General features: G+C 52.7%; 16 protein-coding genes and 1 pseudogene. 4 read left to right on the forward strand and 13 right to left on the reverse strand.

The window, feature by feature from the left end; translation table 11 throughout:
- Positions 1–46 precede the first annotated feature (46 nt).
- The 4 genes and pseudogenes from IPN95_05440 to IPN95_05455 form a co-directional block, all read right to left on the reverse strand.
- Entirely contained in the window at positions 47–8,431 is an 8,385-nt protein-coding gene (locus tag IPN95_05440; protein MBK9448846.1) for a SprB repeat-containing protein, read from the reverse strand.
- Between the two features lie 441 nt (positions 8,432–8,872).
- The gene (locus IPN95_05445) at positions 8,873–9,286 is read right to left on the reverse strand and encodes an OsmC family protein (protein MBK9448847.1); all 414 of its coding nucleotides are present in this window, start codon (positions 9,284–9,286) and stop codon (positions 8,873–8,875) included.
- Positions 9,283–9,627: a DUF952 domain-containing protein gene (locus tag IPN95_05450; GenBank protein ID MBK9448848.1), complete on the reverse strand. Its 345-nt coding sequence runs from the start codon at positions 9,625–9,627 to the stop codon at positions 9,283–9,285. The genes IPN95_05445 and IPN95_05450 overlap by 4 nt, the downstream gene beginning before the upstream one ends.
- A gap of 28 nt (positions 9,628–9,655) precedes the next feature.
- Positions 9,656–10,628 (reverse strand): annotated as a pseudogene (locus IPN95_05455) (nitronate monooxygenase).
- 117 nt (positions 10,629–10,745) lie between these two features.
- On the opposite strand from IPN95_05455, the gene IPN95_05460 reads away from it, so the two are divergent.
- Both IPN95_05460 and IPN95_05465 read left to right on the forward strand, forming a co-directional pair.
- On the forward strand, positions 10,746–13,658 hold the full coding sequence (locus IPN95_05460; protein MBK9448849.1) for a CHAT domain-containing protein: 2,913 nt from the start codon (positions 10,746–10,748) through the stop codon (positions 13,656–13,658).
- The gene (locus tag IPN95_05465; GenBank protein ID MBK9448850.1) at positions 13,655–14,260 is read left to right on the forward strand and encodes a hypothetical protein; all 606 of its coding nucleotides are present in this window, start codon (positions 13,655–13,657) and stop codon (positions 14,258–14,260) included. Before IPN95_05460 ends, IPN95_05465 begins: the two co-directional genes overlap by 4 nt.
- Before the next feature lie 40 nt (positions 14,261–14,300).
- Here IPN95_05465 and IPN95_05470 read toward each other — a convergent pair whose 3' ends face one another.
- From IPN95_05470 to IPN95_05505, 8 genes are all read right to left on the reverse strand, one after another.
- Complete coding sequence (locus IPN95_05470; protein ID MBK9448851.1) at positions 14,301–15,299, reverse strand: NTP transferase domain-containing protein; 999 nt, start codon at positions 15,297–15,299, stop codon at positions 14,301–14,303.
- A 133-nt stretch (positions 15,300–15,432) separates the two neighbouring features.
- A complete protein-coding gene (locus IPN95_05475; protein MBK9448852.1) occupies positions 15,433–15,774 on the reverse strand; it encodes a hypothetical protein in 342 nt (113 codons plus the stop codon).
- A gap of 100 nt (positions 15,775–15,874) precedes the next feature.
- Positions 15,875–17,194 (reverse strand): AarF/ABC1/UbiB kinase family protein, encoded by a 1,320-nt coding sequence (locus tag IPN95_05480; protein MBK9448853.1) that lies wholly within the window; start codon positions 17,192–17,194, stop codon positions 15,875–15,877.
- Positions 17,195–17,374: 180 nt separating this feature from the next.
- The gene (locus tag IPN95_05485) at positions 17,375–18,520 is read right to left on the reverse strand and encodes a hypothetical protein (GenBank protein ID MBK9448854.1); all 1,146 of its coding nucleotides are present in this window, start codon (positions 18,518–18,520) and stop codon (positions 17,375–17,377) included.
- A 173-nt stretch (positions 18,521–18,693) separates the two neighbouring features.
- Positions 18,694–19,323, reverse strand: a complete 630-nt coding sequence (locus IPN95_05490; protein ID MBK9448855.1) for a TetR/AcrR family transcriptional regulator — start codon at positions 19,321–19,323, stop codon at positions 18,694–18,696.
- 207 nt (positions 19,324–19,530) lie between these two features.
- Entirely contained in the window at positions 19,531–20,820 is a 1,290-nt protein-coding gene (locus IPN95_05495; GenBank protein ID MBK9448856.1) for an HlyC/CorC family transporter, read from the reverse strand.
- A gap of 159 nt (positions 20,821–20,979) precedes the next feature.
- Positions 20,980–21,606, reverse strand: coding sequence for a hypothetical protein (locus IPN95_05500; protein ID MBK9448857.1), 627 nt, complete (start codon positions 21,604–21,606; stop codon positions 20,980–20,982).
- Between the two features lie 444 nt (positions 21,607–22,050).
- The gene (locus IPN95_05505; protein ID MBK9448858.1) at positions 22,051–22,443 is read right to left on the reverse strand and encodes a group III truncated hemoglobin; all 393 of its coding nucleotides are present in this window, start codon (positions 22,441–22,443) and stop codon (positions 22,051–22,053) included.
- A gap of 118 nt (positions 22,444–22,561) precedes the next feature.
- Here IPN95_05505 and IPN95_05510 point away from each other — a divergent pair, with 118 nt between their 5' ends.
- Together IPN95_05510 and IPN95_05515 are read left to right on the forward strand one after the other, a co-directional pair.
- The gene (locus IPN95_05510; protein MBK9448859.1) at positions 22,562–22,813 is read left to right on the forward strand and encodes a hypothetical protein; all 252 of its coding nucleotides are present in this window, start codon (positions 22,562–22,564) and stop codon (positions 22,811–22,813) included.
- On the forward strand, positions 22,803–23,645 hold the full coding sequence (locus IPN95_05515; protein ID MBK9448860.1) for a hypothetical protein: 843 nt from the start codon (positions 22,803–22,805) through the stop codon (positions 23,643–23,645). The genes IPN95_05510 and IPN95_05515 overlap by 11 nt, the downstream gene beginning before the upstream one ends.
- Here the strand turns inward: IPN95_05515 and IPN95_05520 are convergent.
- Complete coding sequence (locus IPN95_05520; protein MBK9448861.1) at positions 23,578–24,366, reverse strand: sulfite exporter TauE/SafE family protein; 789 nt, start codon at positions 24,364–24,366, stop codon at positions 23,578–23,580. The two genes, IPN95_05515 and IPN95_05520, sit on opposite strands and share 68 nt — an antisense overlap.

Below are 24,366 nucleotides of genomic sequence, written 5' to 3' on the forward strand. Positions count from 1 at the left end.
GACCGTCGCCGGTGCCTGCGCCCAGGACGTCCTCGGGGTGCCCGTGCTAAGGGCGCGCCCGTGGCTGTAGTTGTCTGCCTTGGTGGCGGCGGGGAAGGTGCAGGGCAGCGCAGGCTGCGGTGCGGGGCGCCCGTCCCCGGGCGGCGCCGGTGGCGCCGCGGGCTCGCCGCTTGTAGCCCTTTGGTGCAGGCCCTGCTGGAAAGGATCCGGTTGGGTAGGTGAAGCTGTTGGTTGTCGTGCAACCGTTCGCGTCGGTGACCGTCACGCCGTAAGTGCCTGCTCCCAAGGCCGAAACGTCCTCGGTCGTCGCACCCGTGCTCCAGAGGAAGGCATAAGGTGCGCAGCCGCCCGTGGCTGTGAAGTTGATGCTGCCGTTGGTGGCACCGTTGCAGGTCACATTGTAACCGCAGCTGAAGGTGGCAGGGACACCGCTGCTGGCCAGGATCACCGGCTCAGTCAACGTGAAGCTGTTGGTTGTCGTGCAACCGTTCGCGTCGGTGACCGTCACGCCGTAAGTGCCTGCTCCCAAGGCCGAAACGTCCTCGGTCGTCGCACCCGTGCTCCAAATGAAGGCATAAGGTGCGCAGCCGCCCGTGGCTGTAAAGTTGATGCTGCCGTTGGTGGCACCGTTGCAGGTGACATTGTAACCGCAGCTGAAGGTGGCAGGGACGCCGCTGCTGGCCAGAATCACCGGCTCGGTCAACGTGAAGCTGTTGGTTGTCGTGCAACCGTTCGCGTCGGTGACCGTCACGCCGTAAGTGCCTGCTCCCAAGGCCGAAACGTCCTCGGTGGTGGCACCCGTGCTCCAGAGGAAGGCGTACGGTGCGCAGCCGCCCGTGGCTGTGAAGTTGATGCTGCCGTTGGTGGCACCGTTGCAGGTGACATTGTAACCGCAGCTGAAGGTGGCAGGGACACCGCTGCTGGCCAGGATCACCGGCTCGGTCAACGTGAAGCTGTTGGTTGTCGTGCAACCGTTGGCATCCGTCACCGTCACGCCGTAAGTACCTGCACCCAGGGCCGAAACGTCCTCGGTCGTTGCACCCTTGGTCCAGAGGAAGGCGTAAGGTGCACAGCCGCCCGTGGCTGTGAAGTTGATGCTGCCGTTGGTGGCACCGTTGCAGGTGACATTGTAACCGCAGCTGAAGGTGGCAGGGACACCGCTGCTGGCCAGAATCACCGGCTCAGTCAACGTGAAGCTGTTGGTTGTCGTGCAACCGTTCGCATCCGTCACCGTCACGCCGTAAGTGCCTGCTCCCAAGGCCGAAACGTCCTCGGTGGTGGCACCCGTGCTCCAAATGAAGGCATAAGGCGCGCAGCCGCCCGTGGCTGTGAAGTTGATGCTGCCGTTGGTGGCACCGTTGCAGGTCACATTGTAACCGCAGCTGAAAGTGGCAGGAATGCCGCTGCTGGCAAGAACCGCCGGCTGTGTCAGCGTGAAGCTGTTGGTGGTCGTGATTCCGTTGGCATCGGTGACCGTCACGCCATAGGTGCCTGCGCCCAGTGCCGAAACGTCCTCGGTGGTGGCACCCGTGCTCCAGAGGAAAGCGTACGGTGCGCAGCCGCCCGTGGCTGTAAAGTTGATGCTGCCGTTGGTGGCACCGTTGCAGGTGACATTGTAGCCGCAATTGAAGGTTGCAGGGACGCCGCTCGATGCCAGGATCGCAGGCTCGGTCAGCGTGAAGCTGCTGGTCGAAGTGCAGCCATTGGCATCGGTGACGGTCACTCCGTAAGTACCTGCACCCAGGGCCGAAACGTCCTCGGTCGTTGCACCCGTGCTCCAGAGGAAGGCATAAGGCGCGCATCCACCCACCGCTGTGAGGTTGATGCTGCCGTCCGTGGCTCCAGCCGCGCTGACATTGTAGCCGCAATTGTAGGTGGCAGGGACACCGCTGCTGGAAAGGATCACAGGTTGGGTGAGGGTGAAGCTGTTGGTTGTCGTGCAACCGTTGGCATCGGTCACAGTTACGCCGTACGTGCCTGCTCCCAAGGCCGAAACGTCCTCGGTCGTCGCACCCGTGCTCCAAATGAACGCATAAGGTGCGCAGCCGCCCGTGGCTGTGAAGTTGATGCTGCCGTTGGTGGCACCGTTGCAGGTGACATTGTAACCGCAGCTGAAGGTGGCAGGGACACCGCTGCTGGCCAGAATCACCGGCTCAGTCAACGTGAAGCTGTTGGTTGTCGTGCAACCGTTCGCGTCGGTCACGGTGACGCCATAAGTGCCAGCTCCCAAGGCCGAAACATCCTCGGTCGTCGCACCCGTGCTCCAAATGAACGCATAAGGTGCGCAGCCGCCCGTGGCTGTAAAGTTGATGCTGCCGTTGGTGGCACCGTTGCAAGTGACATTGTAACCGCAGCTGAAGGTGGCAGGGATACCGCTGCTGGCCAGGATCACCGGCTCGGTCAACGTGAAGCTGTTGGTTGTCGTGCAACCGTTCGCATCCGTCACCGTCACGCCGTAAGTGCCTGCTCCCAAGGCCGAAACGTCCTCGGTCGTCGCACCCGTGCTCCAGAGGAAGGCATAAGGTGCGCAGCCGCCCGTGGCTGTGAAGTTGATGCTGCCGTTGGTGGCACCGTTGCAGGTCACATTGTAACCGCAGCTGAAGGTTGCAGGGACACCGCTGCTGGCCAGAATCACCGGCTCGGTCAACGTGAAGCTGTTGGTTGTCGTGCAACCGTTGGCATCGGTCACGGTTACGCCGTACGTGCCTGCTCCCAAGGCCGAAACGTCCTCGGTCGTCGCACCAGTGCTCCAGAGGAACGAATAAGGTGCGCAGCCTCCCGTGGCTATGAAGTTGATGCTGCCGTTGCTGGCACCGTTGCAGGTGACATTGTAACCGCAGCTGAAGGTGGCAGGGACACCGCTGCTGGCCAGGATCACCGGCTCGGTCAACGTGAAGCTGTTGGTTGTCGTGCAACCGTTCGCGTCGGTGACCGTCACGCCGTAAGTGCCGGCACCCAGCCGAAACGTCGGTGGGGGGGGGGCGCCCGGGGAGGGGGGTGGCGGAGCGTGGTGGTGCCCGTTGGCTCGGTCACGTACCCGGTCCGCTCCCAAGGCCGAAACGTCCTCGGTCGTCGCACCCGTGCTCCAGAGGAACGCATAAGGTGGGCAGCCTCCCGTGGCTGTGAAGTTGATGCTGCCGTTCGTCGCGCCGTTGCAAGACACGTTGAAACCGCAGCTGAAGGTGGCAGGGACACCGCTGCTGGCCAGAATCACCGGCTCAGTCAACGTGAAGCTGTTGGTTGTCGTGCAACCGTTGGCGTCGGTGACCGTCACGCCGTAAGTGCCGGCTCCCAAGGCCGAAACGTCCTCGGTGGTTGCACCTGTGCTCCAAATGAAGGCATAAGGTGCGCAGCCGCCCGTGGCTGTGAAGTTGATGCTGCCGTTGGTGGCACCGTTGCAAGTCACATTGCAACCGCAGCTGAAGGTGGCAGGGACACCGCTGCTGGCCAGGATCACCGGCTCAGTCAACGTGAAGCTGTTGGTTGTCGTGCAACCGTTCGCGTCGGTCACCGTCACGCCGTAAGTACCTGCACCCAAGGCCGAAACGTCCTCGGTCGTTGCACCCGTGCTCCAAATGAAGGCATAAGGTGCGCAGCCGCCCGTGGCTGTGAAGTTGATGCTGCCGTTGGTGGCACCGTTGCAGGTCACATTGTAACCGCAGCTGAAGGTTGCAGGGACGCCGCTGCTGGCCAGAATCACCGGCTCAGTCAACGTGAAGCTGTTGGTTGTGGTGCAACCGTTCGCGTCGGTCACGGTGACGCCGTAAGTACCTGCACCCAAGGCCGAAACGTCCTCGGTGGTCGCACCCGTGCTCCAAAGGAACGCATAAGGTGCGCAGCCGCCCGTGGCTGTGAAGTTGATGCTGCCGTTGGTGGCACCGTTGCAGGTGACATTGTAACCGCAGCTGAAGGTCGCAGGGATGCCGCTGCTGGCCAGAATCACCGGCTCAGTCAACGTGAAGCTGTTGGTCGTCGTGCAACCGTTGGCGTCGGTGACCGTCACGCCGTAAGTACCTGCACCCAGGGCCGAAACGTCCTCGGTCGTTGCACCCGTGCTCCAGAGGAAGGCGTAAGGTGCGCAGCCGCCCGTGGCTGTGAAGTTGATGCTGCCGTTGGTGGCACCGTTGCAGGTCACATTGTAACCGCAGCTGAAGGTGGCAGGGACGCCGCTGCTGGCAAACCATGGCTGTGTCAGCGTGAAGCTGTTGGTGGTCGTGATTCCGTTGGCATCGGTGACCGTCACGCCGTAAGTGCCTGCGCCCAGGGCTGAAACGTCCTCGGTGGTGGCACCCGTGCTCCAGAGGAAGGCGTAAGGTGCGCAGCCGCCCGTGGCTGTAAAGTTGATGCTGCCGTTGGTGGCACCGTTGCAGGTGACATTGTAGCCGCAATTGAAGGTTGCAGGGACGCCGCTCGATGCCAGGATCGCAGGCTCGGTCAGCGTGAAGCTGCTGGTCGAAGTGCAGCCATTGGCATCGGTGACGGTCACTCCGTAGGTGCCTGCACCCAAGGCCGAAACGTCCTCCGAAGTGGAACCATTCGACCAGAGATAGGTATACGGAGCGCATCCACCCACCGCTGTGAGGTTGATGCTGCCGTCCGTGGCTCCAGCCGCACTGACATTGTAGCCGCAATTGTAGGTGGCAGGGACACCGCTGCTGGAAAGGATCACAGGTTGCGTGAGGGTGAAGCTGTTGGTTGTCGTGCAACCGTTCGCGTCGGTGACCGTCACGCCGTAAGTGCCTGCTCCCAAGGCCGAAACGTCCTCGGTCGTCGCACCCGTGCTCCAGAGGAACGCATAAGGTGCGCAGCCGCCCGTCGCTGTGAAGTTGATGCTGCCATTCGTCGCGCCGTTACAAGACACGTTGAAACCGCAACTGAAGGTGGCAGGGATGCCGCTGCTGGCCAGCAAAACGGGTTCGGTCAGCGTAATCGTATTTGTATTGGTACAGCCGTTGCCGTCGGTGACTGTGTAGGAATAACTTCCGGCAACAAGTCCCAAAATGTCATCGGTCACCGCACCATTGCTCCAAAGATAAGTATAGGGTGCCGTGCCTCCCGTTGTTGAAATTTGAATGGATCCATCCGATGCTCCGTTGCAGGAAATGTTGAATCCGCAGTTGAATGAGGAAACTGCATCCGTAACCGTGATCATTGGGCCGGGAACGGTCACCACCGTCGTCGCGCTCAAACAACCACGTGCATCGCGTACAATCACTGAAATCGGCGTGGCAACATTGACCGTAGCGTCGTAATCTCCTGCTACGCCCCAAGTGGCGCCGTTGTCAAAGCTGACTTGGTAGGGACCCCCGTCTCCGCCGGCCGGAAATGCAGTAGCTGTCACAGTTGTAGTTCCGATTGCCGAACACAGCGGAAATGTGACGCTGTCGATCACGACCGCAGGAAGGATGGTCAGCGAAAAGGTTGCCGAAAAACATGCAATACCATCCCTGACAATCACTAAATACGTGCTGTCCACAGGCAATGATTCGGTCAAATCACCCGCAGTTCCCCAGGTCGTACCGTTGTCATAAGAAACTTGGTAGGCAGTGCCATTTCCGCCGGAGACAAATACAGTCACATTCGCAGTCGATCCGCCAGGCAAGGGACAATCCGCTATGATTGAATCGACGATCATGGAATCTGGCTCACTGACGCTGAACACGTCCGTGGCAATACACCCGTTGCCATCGGTAAGCGTGACGGCATAACCGCCAGCATGCAATGCGGAAATATCTTGTGTGGTGGCAGTATTGCTCCAGAGGTAGGCGTACAAAACCTGCCCGCCGGTGACGCTTAGGTCAATCGCGCCATCAGCCCCGCCGTGGCAGGTGACACTGTCAGACAAGGCCGAGAGCACCAGCAATGCAGGCTGGGTCACGGTGCGCGATCCAGTTACCGTACAATTGTTGGCATCAGTGACTGTAACACTGTAGACCCCGGCCAGCAAGAGGCTCAAATCCTCCGAAACCGAACCGTTGGACCATTGGAATTGATACGGCGGGACACCGCCCGAAACAGTGATGTCGATCGAACCCTCGTTGCCGTCATAGCAGCGTACATTCGTCAGGACCATGCCCATCGACAACAAGGTCGGCTCGGTCAAGGTATGCGAGGCAAAGTTGGTGCAGTTGAGACTGTCAGTCACGGTCACCGAATAGTTACCTGCAGGCAAACCCACAATCGAGGAGGTTGTCGCGCCAGTATTCCATAAGTAAGTAACAGGCGGCGTTGCACCCGTTACCGAGGCTGTAACAACGCCATCACTCCCACCTCTGCAGCTGACATCCGTATGCAAAATGATAACATTCAGACTATTGCAAGGCGGCTCAGCAATCAACACGCTGTCGGTCATTTTGCATCCCCGAGAATCCGTGAGTGTCAAATAATATAAGCCGGCTGCAAGTCCTGTTGCGGTCTGTGTCGTTTGCCCATCACTCCAAACGTAGGTGAAGAGCGGCGAACCGCCGCCAGGGTTGGAAGTCGCGGTTCCGCTGGTTCCCCCGATGACCGCATTGTTGGTTTGTGTCATCAGGTTGGTGATTTGCGGCGGCTCGGTGACGGTTGCGCTGGTCATGTGCGAACATCCAATCCCGTCGCGAACGATCACGATATATGTACCCGCACCGAGGCCAAAAGCAGTGTCATTGGACTGAACTGGACTGGTCTGCCATTGAAACGAATAAGGAAGAACCCCGCCAGTTACATTGTCTACGAATGCAATTTGATTCTTTTCACCAAAACAATTCAAATCCGAACCCGTTGCTGATGCCGAAAATCCGAGGCAGCGCGGGTCGTTGACGATCGTCGAGGTCACAATACTACATCCGTTATTGTCCGTGACGGTAACGGTGTAGACGCCCATGGAAAGACCCGAAATGCCCGGAGTTGTGGCGCCGGTGCTCCAGAGGTAAGTATAGGGCCCTGTTCCACCTGCGGCCACAACGTTGGCAGTCCCGTCGCTGCCGGCAGGCGTACTGGCGTCGGTGGCGGAGGCTGCTGCCGTGAGTACCGGTGGGGTCAACAGGTTGAAGCAGGCGTTGTCTGTACAATTCAAAGCATCGGTGACGGTGACACACCAAGCACCGGAAGGCATATTGATGGATGGCGTCGTGGCTCCTGTATTCCACAAATAGGTGTAGCCCCCGTTTCCGGTTCCCACGGTCGCCGTCATGGTCGCACTGTCGCCGAAACACAATATTGTTTGCGGAGGGATGCTCACGTTGAGCGTATCTCCAAAGAAAATCGTCACATTATCGGCGACATCCAGACAGGCTCCTCCGGAGGATGAGGTGAGGGTAAGTGTCACAGACCCCGCCGCAATTTCCAAGGGTGTCGGGGTGTAGGTCGGATCAATGGCATTCGGACTCGGAGAAAATATCCCGGCCCCACCCGACCATACACCTGCAGGTGCATTGGTGATTGTTCCATTCAACACCGCAACTGGAGCAACCGGGCACAAGGTTTGGTCGGGCCCCGCATTCACGACCGGATTGGAAGTGATCGACACGTTGACGGTCACATTCACCCCCGCACAGCTCGCGTCGCTCATTCCGTCATTAACCTCCAAACTGTAGTTCCCGGCCAAAGTGGCCACGATGGATACCCCCGTTCCGACGACAGCACCAAGCGGATTTTTCCATTCGTAGGTATAATTGCCATCACCACCCGATGGGAAGGCGGTTAGCGTGACCCCTGACCCTGAAGCGCAAAAATTAGCAGGATTGGGCGAAACGGTTACACCCAAGGCTGCTTTGACGTACATGCGCACCGTGTCGCAGGTGTAAAGGATATACCCGCATTCGTCGGCACTTGGCTGTCCACAGATTTGATAGTCGATGAAGGCCGGCGCACCTGCAGTGGGTGAAAAATTGACCGCAGTTGCATTGGAAGTCGCACTCAAGTAACTGTTGAAAGCACCGGGTGCACCGGGAAATACAGAGTTCCACGTGACGGATGACTGAACCAAACCGTAGGTGGTGATCTTCTTGGTGCAACCAATCCGGGTCGAATCATCGGCTGGAAAGGTTGGCTTTCCTACGGATGCGATCTGGTAAATATTGGTGTTGCCGCCAGGTTTACAGAAGGTGATGTAGTGCGGACCGACCCCGGTCAAACAAATCACTGAATCCAGATAATGCGTAGGCCCGCAACCGATTTGGTAGAAATACGAACCGGGAGGCAAAGCCCCCTCGCTGGAACTCATCACAATTCCCGCTGCATTCGGATCGAGAATGATCTCGTAGGAAACGCAGCGAATCGGATTTGACACCCCGCAACACTGCCCTTGTCGCACAGTAGGATCAGAAATCCAAATGGAGTCAGGATTGCCAGTCAGATTCACCAATTCGTAGGGAACTGAGGCACCGCAACCCGGAACTTGAGCCCGAAGCCCACCTGAAAACAGCGCGAGCAAGAGCAATAACGCCCCCATCGCCCTCAATCCTTTAACCGGAATTCGTACATGCATAGTATATCATTTATTCAGAATGTTGCAAAATTCACTTGGCCCAACATCTGAAAACATGACACCACATCAGCAAAGCACTGATTCACATCAGAATTAAAAACCGACCAAAATCAGTTTCCATCGGCAAATAGGCCTCAACACTGAATTGAATGCGATTCTAGACAAACCTGCCTTCCGATCGCTGCGCGGCGAACGATCGTTTGTAACAATTATTACATAGTTAATTCTTTGAAGAATCAACACCTGACGCGATTGACCTCTAAAAGCAGATTTGTATGGATGCACCCCAAAACTTCACACGTGTCCACCATGCCCTCCTTCTTTTTCAAGAGAATGGCAACAAAAATGGCTTCACAGATAACGAGACCGGCGTCGCAGCTTTCAGGTTTGCAGCAAAAAAGGGATTTATTCCGCGATCAGCACAACTTCGTGCGTGACCTCAGCGGCTTTGCCGAGCATGGCTGAAACGGAGCAATACTTGGTGAGTGACAATTCGACGGCCTTGTGGGCCTTTTCGGGGTCAATCGGGCCTGTGATGATGTAGCGCACATGAATTTTTTCCCAGATGCGCGGAAATTCGCCATCGCCTTTGATGCCTTCGACCTCGATTTTGAGGCCCTTGAGCGGTTGGCGCATCTTCTCCAGCAGGGAGATCACATCCAAACCGGAACAACCTGCCTCGGCATGCAAGAGCAATACCATCGGGCTTGTCCCTTTGGTTTTATCGCTGTCCATGACCACTGTGGGACCATCAGGATTGTGGCCAATCAGTTCGGTTGCGTTGCCGGTCCATTCTACAAAGATGTTGTGCGTACTCATTCTTCTAACATTTCAAATTGTCCTTGCGCATTTCGGACGAGCATTCGTGTAGTTTCGACAGCCGCAAATGGAAATTCGCCATAAAGATGCGGGAAGTCCTGCTCGTTCCTGCCCTTTTCCCAAACCAAGTTCTTCTTCACGTGCTTTTCTATGATATAGGTCACAACCAATTGATCTTCTTCCTTGAAATGCAGATTGGCACTTTCCAAAAGTTGATCCCAGGTCGAGCAGTGAATGAAGCCTTCTGTTTTGAGCGAATCGGGACGATAACGGCCTTCGATCAAGGCCTTTTCCCAACGCTTGGGGGTTACGAGATGAAATATTTTCCCTTTGTGCATCATATTCTGGCGAATGAACGGCCAAAACTACTCAGAAGCGTCCAAAACCTTGTGCAATTTCCGCCTTCAATTGTTGGTACTCTGTAACAATGGTTGCTACAATGTCGGCTGCCGGTAAAATTTCGTGAATGGCACCGCTAATTTGGCCGATTTCCAATTCGCCAGCGTCCAGATCGCCTTCAAACATGCCCCTGCGGGCACGCCCGCGACCGAGATGCGCCAACAATTCCTCCTTGGAGGCGCCGTTTTCCTCCAATGGCATGAATTTCCTCATAGAATTGGTTTTTGATCAGGCGCACCGGGGTGACAGCCTTCATCGCGAGCATGGTGCCGTCGCTTGGCGTATGGATGACCTTTTCCTTGAATTGCTGATGTGCGCTCGATTCGACAGAAGCAACAAAACGCGTCCCGATTTGCACGCCATCGGCCCCAAGCGCCATGCAGGCCAACATGGAGCCTCCAGTCGCGATGCCGCCTGCGGCGATCAGGGGTAGGTTGGTCACCGCCCGCACCTGCGGAATGAGGCAAAGCGTCGTGATTTCGTCGCGTCCATTGTGGCCTCCGGCTTCAAAACCCTCGGCAACCAAGGCATCCACCCCGGCTTCCGTGGCCTTTTCTGCAAAACGTACATTGGCGACGACATGCACGACTTGAATGCCCTTGGATTGCAGCAAAGCTGTCCAAGTTTTGGGATTTCCCGCGGAAGTAAAGACGATCGGCACCTTTTCCTCGACAATGACTTCCATCAAGGATTCGATGTGACGATAGAGCAAAGGCGTATTGACTCCGAATGGTTTGGAAGTCGCGGCCTTGCACTTGCGAATGTGCGTGCGCAAGGTCTCGGCATCCATGCTACCGGCCCCGATCAGGCCCAATCCACCGGCATTGGAGACGGCTGCGGCGAGTTCCCAGCCTGAACACCATACCATTCCCGCTTGGATGATCGGGTAGTCGATGCCAAAAAGCCGGGTGATACGATTGTGGGGGAAGGACTGATTTTCCATCCGGCAAAAATACCTGAATCCGCTGTGAACCGACGCAAGACAAAATTTTCTTCGAATCCTCAGTTCAAGGCTCTAAATTGGGACGTGTACAATTCAGAGGGTGTCAAGAACGGCAGTTTGAAGGCAAAATGGACAGCTTTGTTGGCCGGCCTGACGCTGCTTTTGAGCGCGCATTCGGGATTTGGGCAATTGCATGTTGACAGTTTGTATTGTCAGTTGCAGACGCGGTTGGAGGTGGGGGCTACACTGAATTCCAAAAAGCAGCATGAAGCCGCAAGCGATACGCTTCAGGCCTTGCTCCCCACGATCCGGCTCCACAAAGGACTCGAATTTCGACGTTTGCTGGCCGAATTTCATTTCCAGATCGGCTATGCGGCCTACTACGAAGGGGATACCGCCCTTGCACAATCGTCATTGTACACTGCCGATTCAATGCTGGAAACGATTGACCGTCAAGGCTCCGAATTGCGTGCCCGCATTTTACGGCAACGTGGCATGGTGGCCTATTTTATGGCGGAGGATGGTTTTGCAGCAAAGGAGCTTTACGAAAGTGCCTACCGCGAATGGCTGCTGATTCCGGAAAAGGACAGTGTCGAGTTGGCGATCGTATTGCAATGCATGGGGCAAGCCGCGACACGTCTCGGCGAATACAGCAGTGCAATTGATCTCTATCAGCAATCCTTGTCCATGCGGGAGCGGATATTCGGGAAGCTTCATCCACGTGTCGGCTTTGCCTATTGGAATCTTGGCAATGCGTATGCCTACTCTGATGAATACGAAAATGCTTCCCAAGCCTACCAAGAGGCCTTGGAAATCATGCGGACTTCGGCCCCGGAGGACCAATTGACCATTGCAGACATTATCAGGAATCTTGCAGCTACTTATGGCGAGCTTGGAAGATATCATGAGGCAATTGCCTACCACCTTGAAGCGATTACTATTCAAAAACAACTGAATGGCCCATTCGCATTGAGTTTGGTTGACTACTTGTCAAGCTTGGCACTGGATTATTCCTACGATGGCCAATTCGCCTTGGCAGAAAGTGCGCTCAAGGAAATGGAGCGGATCTATCAGCATCATGGAATCAAAAATGGCGAAAGGATCGCATCTTTTAGGTTTATCCAAGCCATGGTACTTGACAATTCAGGTGCAAGACAACAATTGGTGCTTCAAGAATTCGAAGCCTCGATAGGTGCGATTTCCACGGTGAACGCAAAAGTTTTGGATTGGACTTTCTACCCTGAATGCAATTCCACTAAACACCCTTTGCTGATGCAACAAATCATCCTTGGCAAGTCTCGCTATTTGGGTAAAACAGCTCGGAAAAATGGTTTGAAGCTACCATTGCTTCGGGCCAGTCTTAAGGGGTACGAAAGGGCTGCAGAGTTGACCAATCGATTACGTTTGGAATACCAAGACCAAGATGACAAGTTGTTCCTTAGCGGTAGAGGCTCCACTTTCTTGCAAGATGCATTGTCTATTGCTTTTGTACTTTGGGATACGACTGGTGAATCGTTGCACGTTTCCACCGCCTTCAAACTAATGGAAAATTGCAAATTCCAGCTTCTATTGGAGTTTTTCAGACGATCCAAAGTAGAAATTTCGGATGAAATCAGCAAGTCAACAGTCGAACGATTGGATGCCTTCCGACAGAGGTGTGCTGAGCTTGACTACAGCCTGTCGAACGAGAGCCTCATAAAGGACTCTATTGAGCAATATAAAGCTGAATTGCTCGAAAAAAGGTTGTTAATGCATGCTCTAGAGGATTCACTTTCTACTCAGTCACAAATTTTCAAAACTGCCAATCCGGATCAGACTACTGTGCCACTGAATTCTTTCCGAAATCAACTGCCAGATCATGCTGCAGCCGTATCGTATGCGCTTTCGGATTCCAGCATCTTTGTTATTCTTGCCACAAAAAAAGACATCAACTTCCGGCAGACAGCACTTGCAAAGGGATTTATCGACAGTCTGGAGCAGTGGATTGGATTATGCCGAAAACCGCTGGAAAAAGAGGAAGAAGTTATAGAATTTGCAAGGCTGGGGCACTCAATTTATAAGGTTTTGTTAGCGCCAGAAATGGCCCTGCTTGATCACTATACACAACTGCTGATCATTCCAGATGGCGTTTTAGGAAATCTTCCCTTTGAAGCACTTTTGACACAATCCCCAAAGCCAACGGCCCGAAACTTATCCAAATTCCCCTTTTTGATGCGGGATTTCAGATGTTCTTATGCAGCCTCTGCTACATTGTGGATGGATCAACAAAAGGATCTACTATCGACCAAGCCGCTGGAATGTCTTGGATTAGGCTGGGGAAAAAGAACCACCAGCTCGTTACCGGGTATTCCACAGCCGTTGAATGGTATAGCAGGTACAGAAACTGAACTCAAAATGCTCGAGAAAATCGTGGCTGGAGAATATTTCCTGGCAGATGCGGCTTCAGAGGCAAACTTCAAATCCAATGCACCGCGCTATGGGATACTACACTTGGCACTTCATGCCCGTGCATCGGAATCAGATCCACAAATCCTGTTTCCCAGCCCAGGAGATGATAAAGAGGACGGTGTGCTTCACTTTCATGAGCTTTTTCAATTAAAATTAAAGGCACGTTTGGCCGTGTTGAGTGCCTGCGAAACTGGAAGGGGGAAATTGATTCAGGGGGAAGGAATTCAAAGTATTTCAAGTGGCTTTGCTGCAATCGGTGTCCCTTCAGTCCTTATGAGCCTTTGGGAGGTAGACGACAATTCAGGTCAGCAATTGATGGAAGGGTTCTACCATGGGGTTCAGTCGGGATTGTCGCTCGACCACGCTTTGCAGCAAGCCAAATTAGACTTCCTTTCGCAAACGACTGGAGACAAAGGTGCTCCCTTCTATTGGGCTGCATTTGTTCCAATGGGAAATATGAAACCGATCGATCTGGCAACGCCCTACCACTCTAACACATGGCTGTTTGGCCTTTTGGCACTGGTTTCAGTGTGCATTTTTATAGCTTATTGCATCTACAATAAAAAACGTAAATCAACATGAAGACACCCGATTCCAACAAGAAAGAAAAAAAAGACAAGGACGGAAAAAAAGAGACAACTGCAGCATTGCCGAGAGATGCTTCCTCCAATCCTGGTTTCTCAATGGCCGCAGTGGCCAAAAAGACGGGTTCCAGCCTCAACGTTGCCATCAAGTGCATCAATGGCGACCCCAATCGTGCCGCGAACAATACGATCCGAGGGGATTTGAACTATTACAATTCGAGGGAAATCGTTCCAGTTCCGTCAAGCATTGCTGTTTATTTGCCTGATGGGTCCAACATCGATGTCAACTATATTTTCCCATGGGCACCCAACCAATCTGATCCGCTGCGGCTTGGGGGAGGAATCGTAAAAGGCACACTATCTGAAGGATCCCAGCGGGTCATGGGAACCAAGGACCCCCTCCAAGCACCTTTCGTCAAAACCGAATGGATCAATGGAACCGCCTGGGTGGAAAGCGTATTCCTCGATGTTCCCGCAGGCGCGACCTACTACGAAGGAGATGTCATCTTTGGCTTGGGCATTGTTGATCCTGCCACGGGCCGTTTGGCTGTGACGCCCTTCACCTTGCGTGAAGGGGATTGCCTCGACGTCATCGCTTGATTTTGAAACGCTTGATTCCTGAGAAGTTCGGACGAAGTTCTCAGGAATTGAAGTCAATCTCGGTGTTGTCGCCGATGTTCACGCTGTTGCTTTTGCCACGGAGGGAGGCATCGTTGCCGATCACAGAGCCGTTCAGCACGATCGAATCCAACTGCGAATAAGCGCCCAAAATGGAGTTCTTCACAATGGAATTCCGAATGACTGCATTTTCAGCGATCGCGACATTGGGACCGATGATGCTGCCTTCGATCGTGCAATTCTCCGAGATATGCACCGGATGCAAGATCACACAATCTGGAAAATTGTAATCCGGCAGGTGTTGGATGCGTTCGAGGAGGATGCGATTCGTCTCCAGCAAACTTTCTTTTTGGCCGCAGTCAAACCAATTGTCGACCATGTGCGTGCGAATGCGCACCCCGGCGGCAATCAACTTCATGATCGCATCGGTCAGGTGATATTCGTTGCGGTCACCCCGCTCCTTGTTGGTGATCAAGTTTTGAAGGGCATCCACGAGCGCCGTCACCTCCTTGATGCGGTACAATCCTACCAATGCAAGGTTGCTTTTGGGAATGCGCGGCTTCTCCACGACGCTTGTGACATAGCCGTTTTCATCCAGCATCGCCACGCCAAACTTCCTCGGATCGTCGACCACCTGAACCCCGACGGTGCTGTCCAATGACCGCAAAACAGCTTCCAAATCCACATCGAAGATGGTATCGCCCAGTACGATCAGGATTTCGTCGGCTTCGATGAACGAATTGCGTGCCACCCAGATGGCATGGCCGGTCCCCTCACGCGGAGATTGAACGACAAACTCCATGTTGATTTGGCCAGCGTAACGTGCACGCACGAACTCCTCGATTTTTTCCCCGAGGTAGCCGATCACAAAGACAAAATCCTTGATGCCTACCGACATCAGGTTTTCGATGATATGCCCCAAAATGGGTTTACCCGCCACCGGTATGAGCGGTTTCGGCTGCGTATGCGTATGTGGCCGGAGTGTGGTACCCACACCCGCGACCGGGATGACGGCTTTGATCATTCGCACAGGGCGTTGCTTTCAGAGAAGAATTGAACGGCCAAAGTTAAAGTGGATTGCCCAGAGCAGCAATAAAAAAAGGCATCCGAATCAAGCGGATGCCTTTCTATTGGCCTCCTGCGGAGGCGCCCAATTACTTGGTCTCTTCAGGTTTTGCAGCGGCAGCGGAACTGCCTGTGGTGCTGACTTTGGTGGCAGCATGGCTGCAGCTGGTTTTCGCAGCGGCGCCTTGGCAGCTCGTTTTGGAAGCAGCAGCGGCGTTGGCACAGCTGGTTTTGGCAACGGAGCCACCATTGGTGGTTGTTGTCGTGGTGCTACCACTTGCAGCGGTTTTGCTTGCACAGCAGCCATGACCGGCAGCGGCAGATTTTGCACCTGTACAATGCGAAGGCGCCTGTGCAGATGCCTGTGAGGAAATCATCAATCCGCCGATCATCAGACCGCAGACCATCAACAATTTGGATACCATTTTCATCTTTTATTCGATTTTGAGGTGGAAACACGATTCTTGGAACCGAAACCTAGACCAAGATACGGATTTTTCAGGTCTTCGGATCAATTCATCGCAACTTCAATCAGTCGATGTCCATTTTAAGGATATAGTGGTCATGCGCATTGATGGTGACATCGAGGTCATTCAACAAACTCATCAAACCAAAAAATGTACGGTTCACATAGATGGCGTGCGCGCTACCTCGCCCGCCATGTTTTTGCTGCACATCGCTGATTCTGCCGACTTCCATCCCGAATTTATACAACTCATCGAGGTAGGAATCGTCGCCAAAATTGAAAGTTTCCGAGAAGAATGGCTTTTCGACCAAGGAAAGAAAGGTATTCAGAATCCCTAACACAAAATCCCTGTCAGATTCCGTGTCCTCCTCATTCAGCAACTCCAAGGCGTAGCAAACCTGCAGCAACCGCTCGGGATTGTTGCGCACTTTGGGGTGAATCACGGAAAAATAGGCCTTGTAGAAGTCCGGGGGCACAACTTTCACACAACCAAAATCCAGAACCCCCAACTTTCCGTCGGGCGTAAGCAGGAAGTTGCCCGGATGCGGGTCGGCATGCACCTTTCCCAAAACGTGCAGTTGAAAGGTCGTAAAGTCCCAGAGTGCTTGCCCGATTTGATTCCGAATTTCAGCTGAAGGATTCGTCTCCATGAACTCGCGCATGTGCATTCCTTCCAGCCATTCCATGGTCAAGATGCGCTCTCCGCTGAGTTCGGGGTAGTATTTTGGGAAATGCAAATTGGGGATATGGGCGCAAGCTGCCCCGATTTCCATGGCATTTTTAAGTTCGAGGCGGTAATCGGTTTCTTCGATAAGTCTTGCCTGTACCTCATCAAAAAACTTACCGATATCTGCATCTGAAATTTTGGCAACACGTCTTGCGATGGGCCTGACCATGCGCAGGTCTGAGACGATGGAGTCTGCGACGCCAGGATATTGAATCTTGACAGCCAGCGTTTTGCCATTCAATTTGGCCTTGTGTACCTGACCAATCGAGGCGGCATGGGTGGCATGCAAATCGAATTCGTCAAAAATCTCATTGGGCGACTTGCCAAACTGCTCCCTGAAAGTCTTCACGACCAAGGGTGCGGATAGCGGTGGCGCACTGTATTGGGCATTGGCAAACTTGCGGGTGTATTCGCGCGGAAGCATTCCTTTGTCCATGCTGAGCATTTGGGCAATTTTTAATGCCCCACCCTTGAGTTGGCTGAGTTCCCCGTAAATGTCTTCGGCATTTTTGGCATCCAGTTCGGAGCGATCGAGGTCTTTGTCAAAAATCTTTTTGGTGTAGTGGACCGCATAGTTACGTCCTACTTTGGCTCCTGTGCGAATGAAACGTGTTGCACGTTGCACTTTTGAGGACGGAATTTTGTCTTGTTCTTTCATTCAAGGGTCAAAAGACGATGTTAGTTGTCTTTCGCCAAATGATTAACGGAGTGCGGGTCATTTAGTTTGATGACCTTGATCATCGACAATTTGCTGGAGCACCATGGAGGTAGAAAAAAGAAAGATCGGACGACAATTTTGACATCCGATCCCTATTTTATCTAAGAAATTGCCTTACAATCAAGGCTGCTTGGCCTTCTGATAGGCTGCACGCATTTCTTTATATCGTTCCTCGAATCTCCAAGTTGAAAAACCGGGATCCAATTTTTTGATTTCAACAATGGAAAGCTGCATTTCGTTGAGTGCATACTCCACCGCACGAACGGTATGTTCGCGCTCCAAACCTTCCCAATTTGAGTATTTAAACAACTGCTCAAGTGTTTCAATGTCAAATTCGGCTTTTTCCAAGGCAATTCTTGCCGGGCTAAGGCTATAATCTGGCTTGGGACGCTTGGTTCCTTCACCAGCGACGGGGGTTAATGCCACATACTTTCCTTCCTGCTCGCTCGTTGCCGATGCCGCAGAAGCAGCCTCATTGGCTCCCGCAGCACCTGCCGAATTGCCCATCGCCGCGCCATCGCCAACGGAGGGATCCGCTGTTTTGGTACTCGGAGGAACAGAAACGGAAGTGTATTCGGCAGCAGGATTCGTGATAATCGTACTCGAAGTACCTGAATCTACCGTGGCCTCCCCTGCTACGGAATTGGCACCCTTGTTGTCACTTGCTTCTGGGTCAGAAGTCCTTATGTCATTGGGTTCGAGATCAACCTTGGGTGCGACACCTTGGTCAGGATCTTTTTTCTCGACAATTGCAGTTTCAGCTGGCATCGGCCCGCTGGGGGTCTTGTTGTCGCGACTTCCCGGTGGCACAGGACGGGGCACATCTCTTGGATCGAAACCGGAAACCTTTGTGGCGGTAGTCGGAGTGGCCTTCTTTTCTGGCACATAATCAGGCGGGACAAATTTGGCATCAGCTTCTTGGGCCTTGCCATCGGATGCTGATTTTCCATCCACGGAATTGGCATCGGCCGTCTTGGCTGCGGTGCTGTCTTTTTCGGATTCCTTTTTGTTATCGCCTGTACCTGTGACTTTTTCCAGATCGCTCTTTGCTCTATCCACCTCATTGCCTGCACTTTCGAATGCCTTCTTCGTCTGATCCACCTCACGTGTTATCTCCTTTGGTGCATTCGTGATGGTCTTGACGTCAGTACGAACATCCTTGATGGGCTGCACAACCTCCTTTGTCACCTGCTGCGTGGTGTTCATTGGAGCTGTTACCGTATTGGTCACATTTTTGATGGCATTCGGGACCCCCTGTCCTTTCACAACAAAAGATGACAGGATAAATGTCAGAAACAAAACTCCAAGCCCCAATCGATGAAAATGTGTTGATTTTCGCATCATGCCGTCAAATTCCGTATTCAAAGGAAGAAAATTAAGGATATTCTGTGTAAAAACACAATTTAAAAGCGACAAATCTTTCGTTAGGGACCGTTGCATCAATGGCCTGTGACCATGAATTTCGCAAAATCAAACGCCGAATCCACGACATTCCTGCCCATGATATCGAAGCCCAGATTTACAGCCTTTTCGACTGCTTGATCACTGACCGTATGGTTGGCACTTTCATCTGTGATCCATTTGTTGAGCAAAAAAAGCATCTGCGGCCAATGCCAGCCTGCGTATTCGTCACCGATCATCATCCGTTCTGCAATTTCTCCAGATTCAATGCCCTCCTTCAACAATTCGTTCACGAAAATCAGGAAGGAATGCTTGAATCCCCCTAAAAACGTGGGATTGTAGTTCCAGATCCCCAACTTTGGGGCAAACATTTTGACGAATTCGTCTTCTTTTCCCAGGTTTTCAAAAAAGGTATAATAGTATGCGAGCATCTTCTCGCGCACGCTGTACTGGGCATATTCTTCAGAGGTCTCAAGAGTTTCGAGTGTTGTACGCAGGTACTGAACCCAAACGGCCTCTTGCAATGCCTCCAAGGTTGAAAATGTTGTCTCAAAATCAACGATGTCGAGGGAGGCAGCGCTAGCTATTTCCATCCTCGAAACCGGCAACGTTCCTTTTTCAAATGCAAGCCGCTTATAGGCTTCAATCAACGCAGATGTATGTTCCATGTTGCAAAGTTAGGGTGAATGAACCGATTGCGCCAACGGCAAAGGGTGATTTTGAACTATAAAGCAATGATTTTCCTCCTTATGGAAGATCGGTTGCCGTCCTGGATCATCGATCAAACGGCACTCATGGCCGCTTTACCGCATAGATTGTGTTCCACCTAAAAAGTACCCGATTCCAAAGCTGCTCAATGGGCAAATCGACCTGAATCAAGCCAAATCGACCAATTGAACCAAGGTTACCACATTTTTGTCCCGTTTCAATACGGTGAACTCATACCCATCAAATTCGATCTTGTCGTTCACCGCAGGAATTGACCCAAACCGCAAGCTGAGCAGACCGGCAAGCGTTTCATAATGCTCGTCCTTCTTGATCGCGTGCGGCAGCATGTCATTGATATCATCGAGGGCCGTTCCTGCAAGGACATGGTAGGTGCCTTCTTTGATCATTTCAACAAACGGTGCCTCGTCATCAAATTCATCCTGAATCTCGCCTACAAGCTCTTCCAAGATGTCTTCCATCGTGATAATGCCGCTTGTGCCTCCGTACTCGTTAACGACCACGGCGATCTGCTCATGCTTTTGTTGAAACTCCTTGAGCAGCGGACCGATTTTTTTGGTTTCCGGTACTGCCGGCATTGGGCGCATGACATCACGAATTTCAAATTTTTCCCCTCGGCGGATTTTCAAGAGGAGGTCCTTGAGGTAAACGACACCGACAATATTGTCAAGCCCGCCCGCGTGGCAGGGAATCCGCGAAAAACGTGCCTCAAGGATTTCCTCCAACTTCTGATCGTCAAAGTCCTCCAAATCGATTGCCAGCAACTGCGTGCGCGGAACCATCACCTGTCTTGCTGTACGCTCCGAGAAATTGAAGGCATTTTTGATGATGTCGTAGTCCGTCGCTTCAATGGCACCCGTCTTTTGCCCTTGCTGCATCAAAAATTTCAATTCGTCGTTGCTATGGACCTCTACTTCGTGTGACGGAGCAATTCCTGCCACCCTCAAGAGCACGTTGGAAATCCCGTTGAGTGCCCAAATGAAAGGCTTAAAAACAAGGTAAAAAACCCGCAACGGGAAAGAAACAATGAGTGTCACCTTCTCAGCACGCTGAATCGCCACTGACTTGGGGGCGAGCTCGCCAAAGATGATGTGCAACATCGTCATCAGGGTGAAGGCAAAAACGAAAGCAATGTTCTCCGCCAAGTGCTCATCCATCTCTATCCCAAGCGCATGGGTGATCGACAAAAACACCTTGGAAAAGACAGGTTCGCCAATCCAACCCAAACCAAGACTTGCCAAAGTAACCCCGAGCTGCGTTGCAGCGAGATAACCATCCAAGTGATTGACGATGTGTGACGCTAGATTAGCTGCACGATGCCCTTCTGCGACACGTACTTCAAGTTGAGAAGCGCGCACCTTGACGATTGCGAATTCCGACGCGACAAAAAAGCCATTCAGGAAAACCAAAAAAAACGTAAAAAGTAACTCCAGGGCCATTGGCTGTGCTCATGTAAAGGCTGCAATTTAGGCATTTGCGTCATCCATTTCACATTCTTGCTTCATTTCTGAGCGGCATCCCTGTTAAAGCGGTGATTTGGGAAGGACAAACGCCGGTAATTCTCCCTAACGCTCAGGATCAGAGGGCAGTTGGCTGAGCTAAACCATGACCGCCATGACGGAACAGAAGGAATGCGCTTGCCCCCTTTTACGACTTCCCTGCAAGACAATATGGTGCTGTGGCTTCCGGTCCAGAATCTCTGGATCTGCCTGAACCACCTCCAAAAACCAAGGGTCGTCAATTCGAAACCTGTAACCTATTCCACCAAATTGGAATTTCAATTCGAGGTCTACCCGCTTGCTCCGAGGGTGCTCCTTCCCGACCTCGATACTGCAAGATTGGGCGTCGAGCAGCATGAAACCTTCAAAGCTGGCAACGTTCCCCGCCACATCCCGAAGGCTGCTGCTTCTTTTGGCGCAATAATTTACAATGAGCGACTCATCCATAACACCACGGAAGCGCAGGCTGTAGGGATCAAAAACCACTGTGCCCTTGCAGTCATGGAAATCCTGTGCCGACAATGCCTCAAACTCCAGGATATCGCGCGGCACGATGTCAACGACAAGGCCGGCCGGAATCGAAGGTCTTTTTGGCGCCATCACGAGCCTGATCCATCTCGGCCCCATTGAATCGACCAAGGGAATTCCATCTTGGAGCAAAATTCCGACTAAAATCCGGCCTCCTTCCACAGTGGAATTGGCCAAACAAACCATTTGAATTTTCATAGCATCAGCGTGTACGTATTAATTGAATTGAAAAAATTTGGTCCATTCTCTGCCACCCAAGTCCGTGTTCCCTCGAAGTGAAGCTCGGTCCTTCGCCCCTCTTTTTACTAACCACGCGGTACTTCGCGCCTTTTCCAGCTTGATTGGAATCACCATTCCCGCATCAATCCCGAAATCCAAAGACGACAGCAATGCTGAAGCACGCCGCAGGCTCTTCTCCATCTTGTCGCCCCTCCTTGGCACCAAATGGAAAACCTTCGACACACGCACGTATTAGATCCGCTGGACCCAAAAACCACCACTTATTCAGGAAATAGCATCATCAAATTTGCCGCGCAAATTCCTCCCCACTTGTCGACGTCCTCCATTGATGATGCTACAAATATACAACACGATTCCGGAATTGCAAGCAATTTGCTAATTAAATTATTTCACGCTAAGCGATCAAGCGTCGCGTTGGATTTTGATTTGCATCAAGGTTGCGATCGACCTTGCCCTCTGCTTGGCACGTTCTGCGTTTTCGCCTTCAAACAATTCATCCACGGCTGCATCAAAATGACCGAGCCAAACCTCAAAATCTTCGCGATCCAGCTTCGAAAGGCGGTTGAGATGGATATGTACCGCCATTGGATCTCCCTGATAATCCCCGGTTTGGAAAAGCAGGGATTCCCAAAAGCTCGCAATTTTCGGGATATGGTGTGCTAAATCCAACGGAACAACTTGTGTGAAAAACCTACCGATTTGGGGGTCGACCATCAATCTTTCGTACAATGCCAAAATCAATTCGTCAAGATCCGCACGGGATAAAAGTTCTCTTTTTGCATTGTGTGCTGCCATTTTCAAAGCTATCGAATCTTGTGGCGCCAATCTGCTTCGCAAGGAAGATTTTTCTGCAAAATCCGCTGTAGAATTCGTGCAGGAATACATTTTCCTATCTTTGTCCAAATTCATGGGTATGGCATCGACGACCAAGATCAATCTACAATTGCGGCATTGGCCCATCATCAGATGGGTAAAATTGGCCATGGGATTGATGTTTGTTGCTGCTGGAATGGATGGCAATGAGCCTGTAATCGCAGTTTTTGGTGGCTTGTTGGCCGCTTCCTCCATTTTCGGAATCAGCCGTTGCGACAACGGTTGTGCCATGCCATTCAGCTCTGAGGATCTCGATTCACACGACAAACAAGGCGTCAAAGATGGCAATTGATTATATTCTCACACACCAATGCCCTGTAAAACAGGAGCTTGATGAGCAGGCGATCATTCATCTTGTAAAATCCAAGAGTCGCGCAGAAGCACTCCTTCAGCGGTTTATGGACCAAGGTATGCGCCGCGAAGAAGCCATGAACGCGAAGTTTGGCATCTCTACCGTCAAGCCCTCCGGCGAATCCGGCGTCGAAACCGTCACGGTCGGTTCACTGTTCAAACAAGCAGAACTGCTCGACGACCATCGCGATGCCTGTAGCGGCTGCCCTGCGAGTGGTGGCAGGCCTTTTGGCTGCTATGATTCGATCAATTATCCGATTTCAGAGGCTGCCGAAGAATGGATCGCCCGGATGGCAGCAAAGGCGATTTCGGCAGGGATGCCCAACAGCATTCTTGTACAATTTATTCTCGATCAGAACGTTACGGGCGAGCCGTTTGCCAAAATGCGTTCCAGCGAGAACACGAAATACCTAGAAGCGGAGTTTCCGATCGAGGTTGAGGTGGAAACCGACGAAAACACCCCGTTGCTGATCGATACCAACCAATTGTTGGAAATGTTTTTTGCTGTCGGCGAAATGGGCGACGTCCACCAGCAATTCCTGCTGTTCTTCACAGGGGGACTCACGATCCAAGACCAAGCTCCGGACATGTCCAAAAGCGGCATCGAATATCAAGTTGCCGAACTGCGGAATGCGGAAGGACCGACCCGTTTTTGGGTCTTCCGAATGACCGACCAACTGAACGATGATCGCTCCATCCGTCAGATCAAGGCGTTTTTTCGGTCGGTGTTTCTGGCGCAGTGTAGTCAGTCGACGATTTTGCTCGACTACTAGCCTTACCACCTTCGATTTTTTCACAACAGGACATTTTCACCTTTCCAGGTTCGGAGCCGGCTTCCATTTTGGGGCTGAGGTAGGGAATTCCCAGTGCCATCCCGCGCAACAGAAAGAGGGTGCCCATGAAGGTCATCACGACCGGCATGACAAAGCGTGACTTGTTGCGCAACCAACCCGTGAGCCATTTTCCCGACCAAGACAGGCTGAGCATCAGCGGCAAAGTTCCGAGACCGAAAAGGGCCATTTTTGCCATTCCTTCCCAGGCATACGTCGAATTGGCTGCGAGGAAAAGCCCTGCATAGACAAGACCGCAAGGCAAGATGCCGTTCATCAAACCTAAAGCAAAAAGACCTCCCAATCCACGGATTTGCATGATCTTCCCCATTCCGCGCCGCCAAGCACGGTTCAGGAAATTGTCACTGGACTGGGCTCTTTTACCAAATACCCCATAATGCTTGAGGGCAATCAGGATCAAAATGGCTCCCAATGCCAATGAAAACCAACGTTGCATTTCAAACATGGCTGCAGCGACACCGAGCAAAGCCACGATGCCACCGAGCATGCTGTAGGTGAGCAACCTACCGACATTGTACAGCAATCGCCCCAACAGGTAGCGCCACCCTTGTCTTTCCGTTCCCGGCAAAGCCAAGGCGATCGGTCCGCACATGCCCAAGCAGTGCAGGCTACCAACCAAACCGGTGAGAAAGGCTGCGAGCAT

This window comes from Bacteroidota bacterium (assembly GCA_016718825.1).
Taxonomy (GTDB): Bacteria; Bacteroidota; Bacteroidia; order J057; family JADKCL01; genus JADKCL01.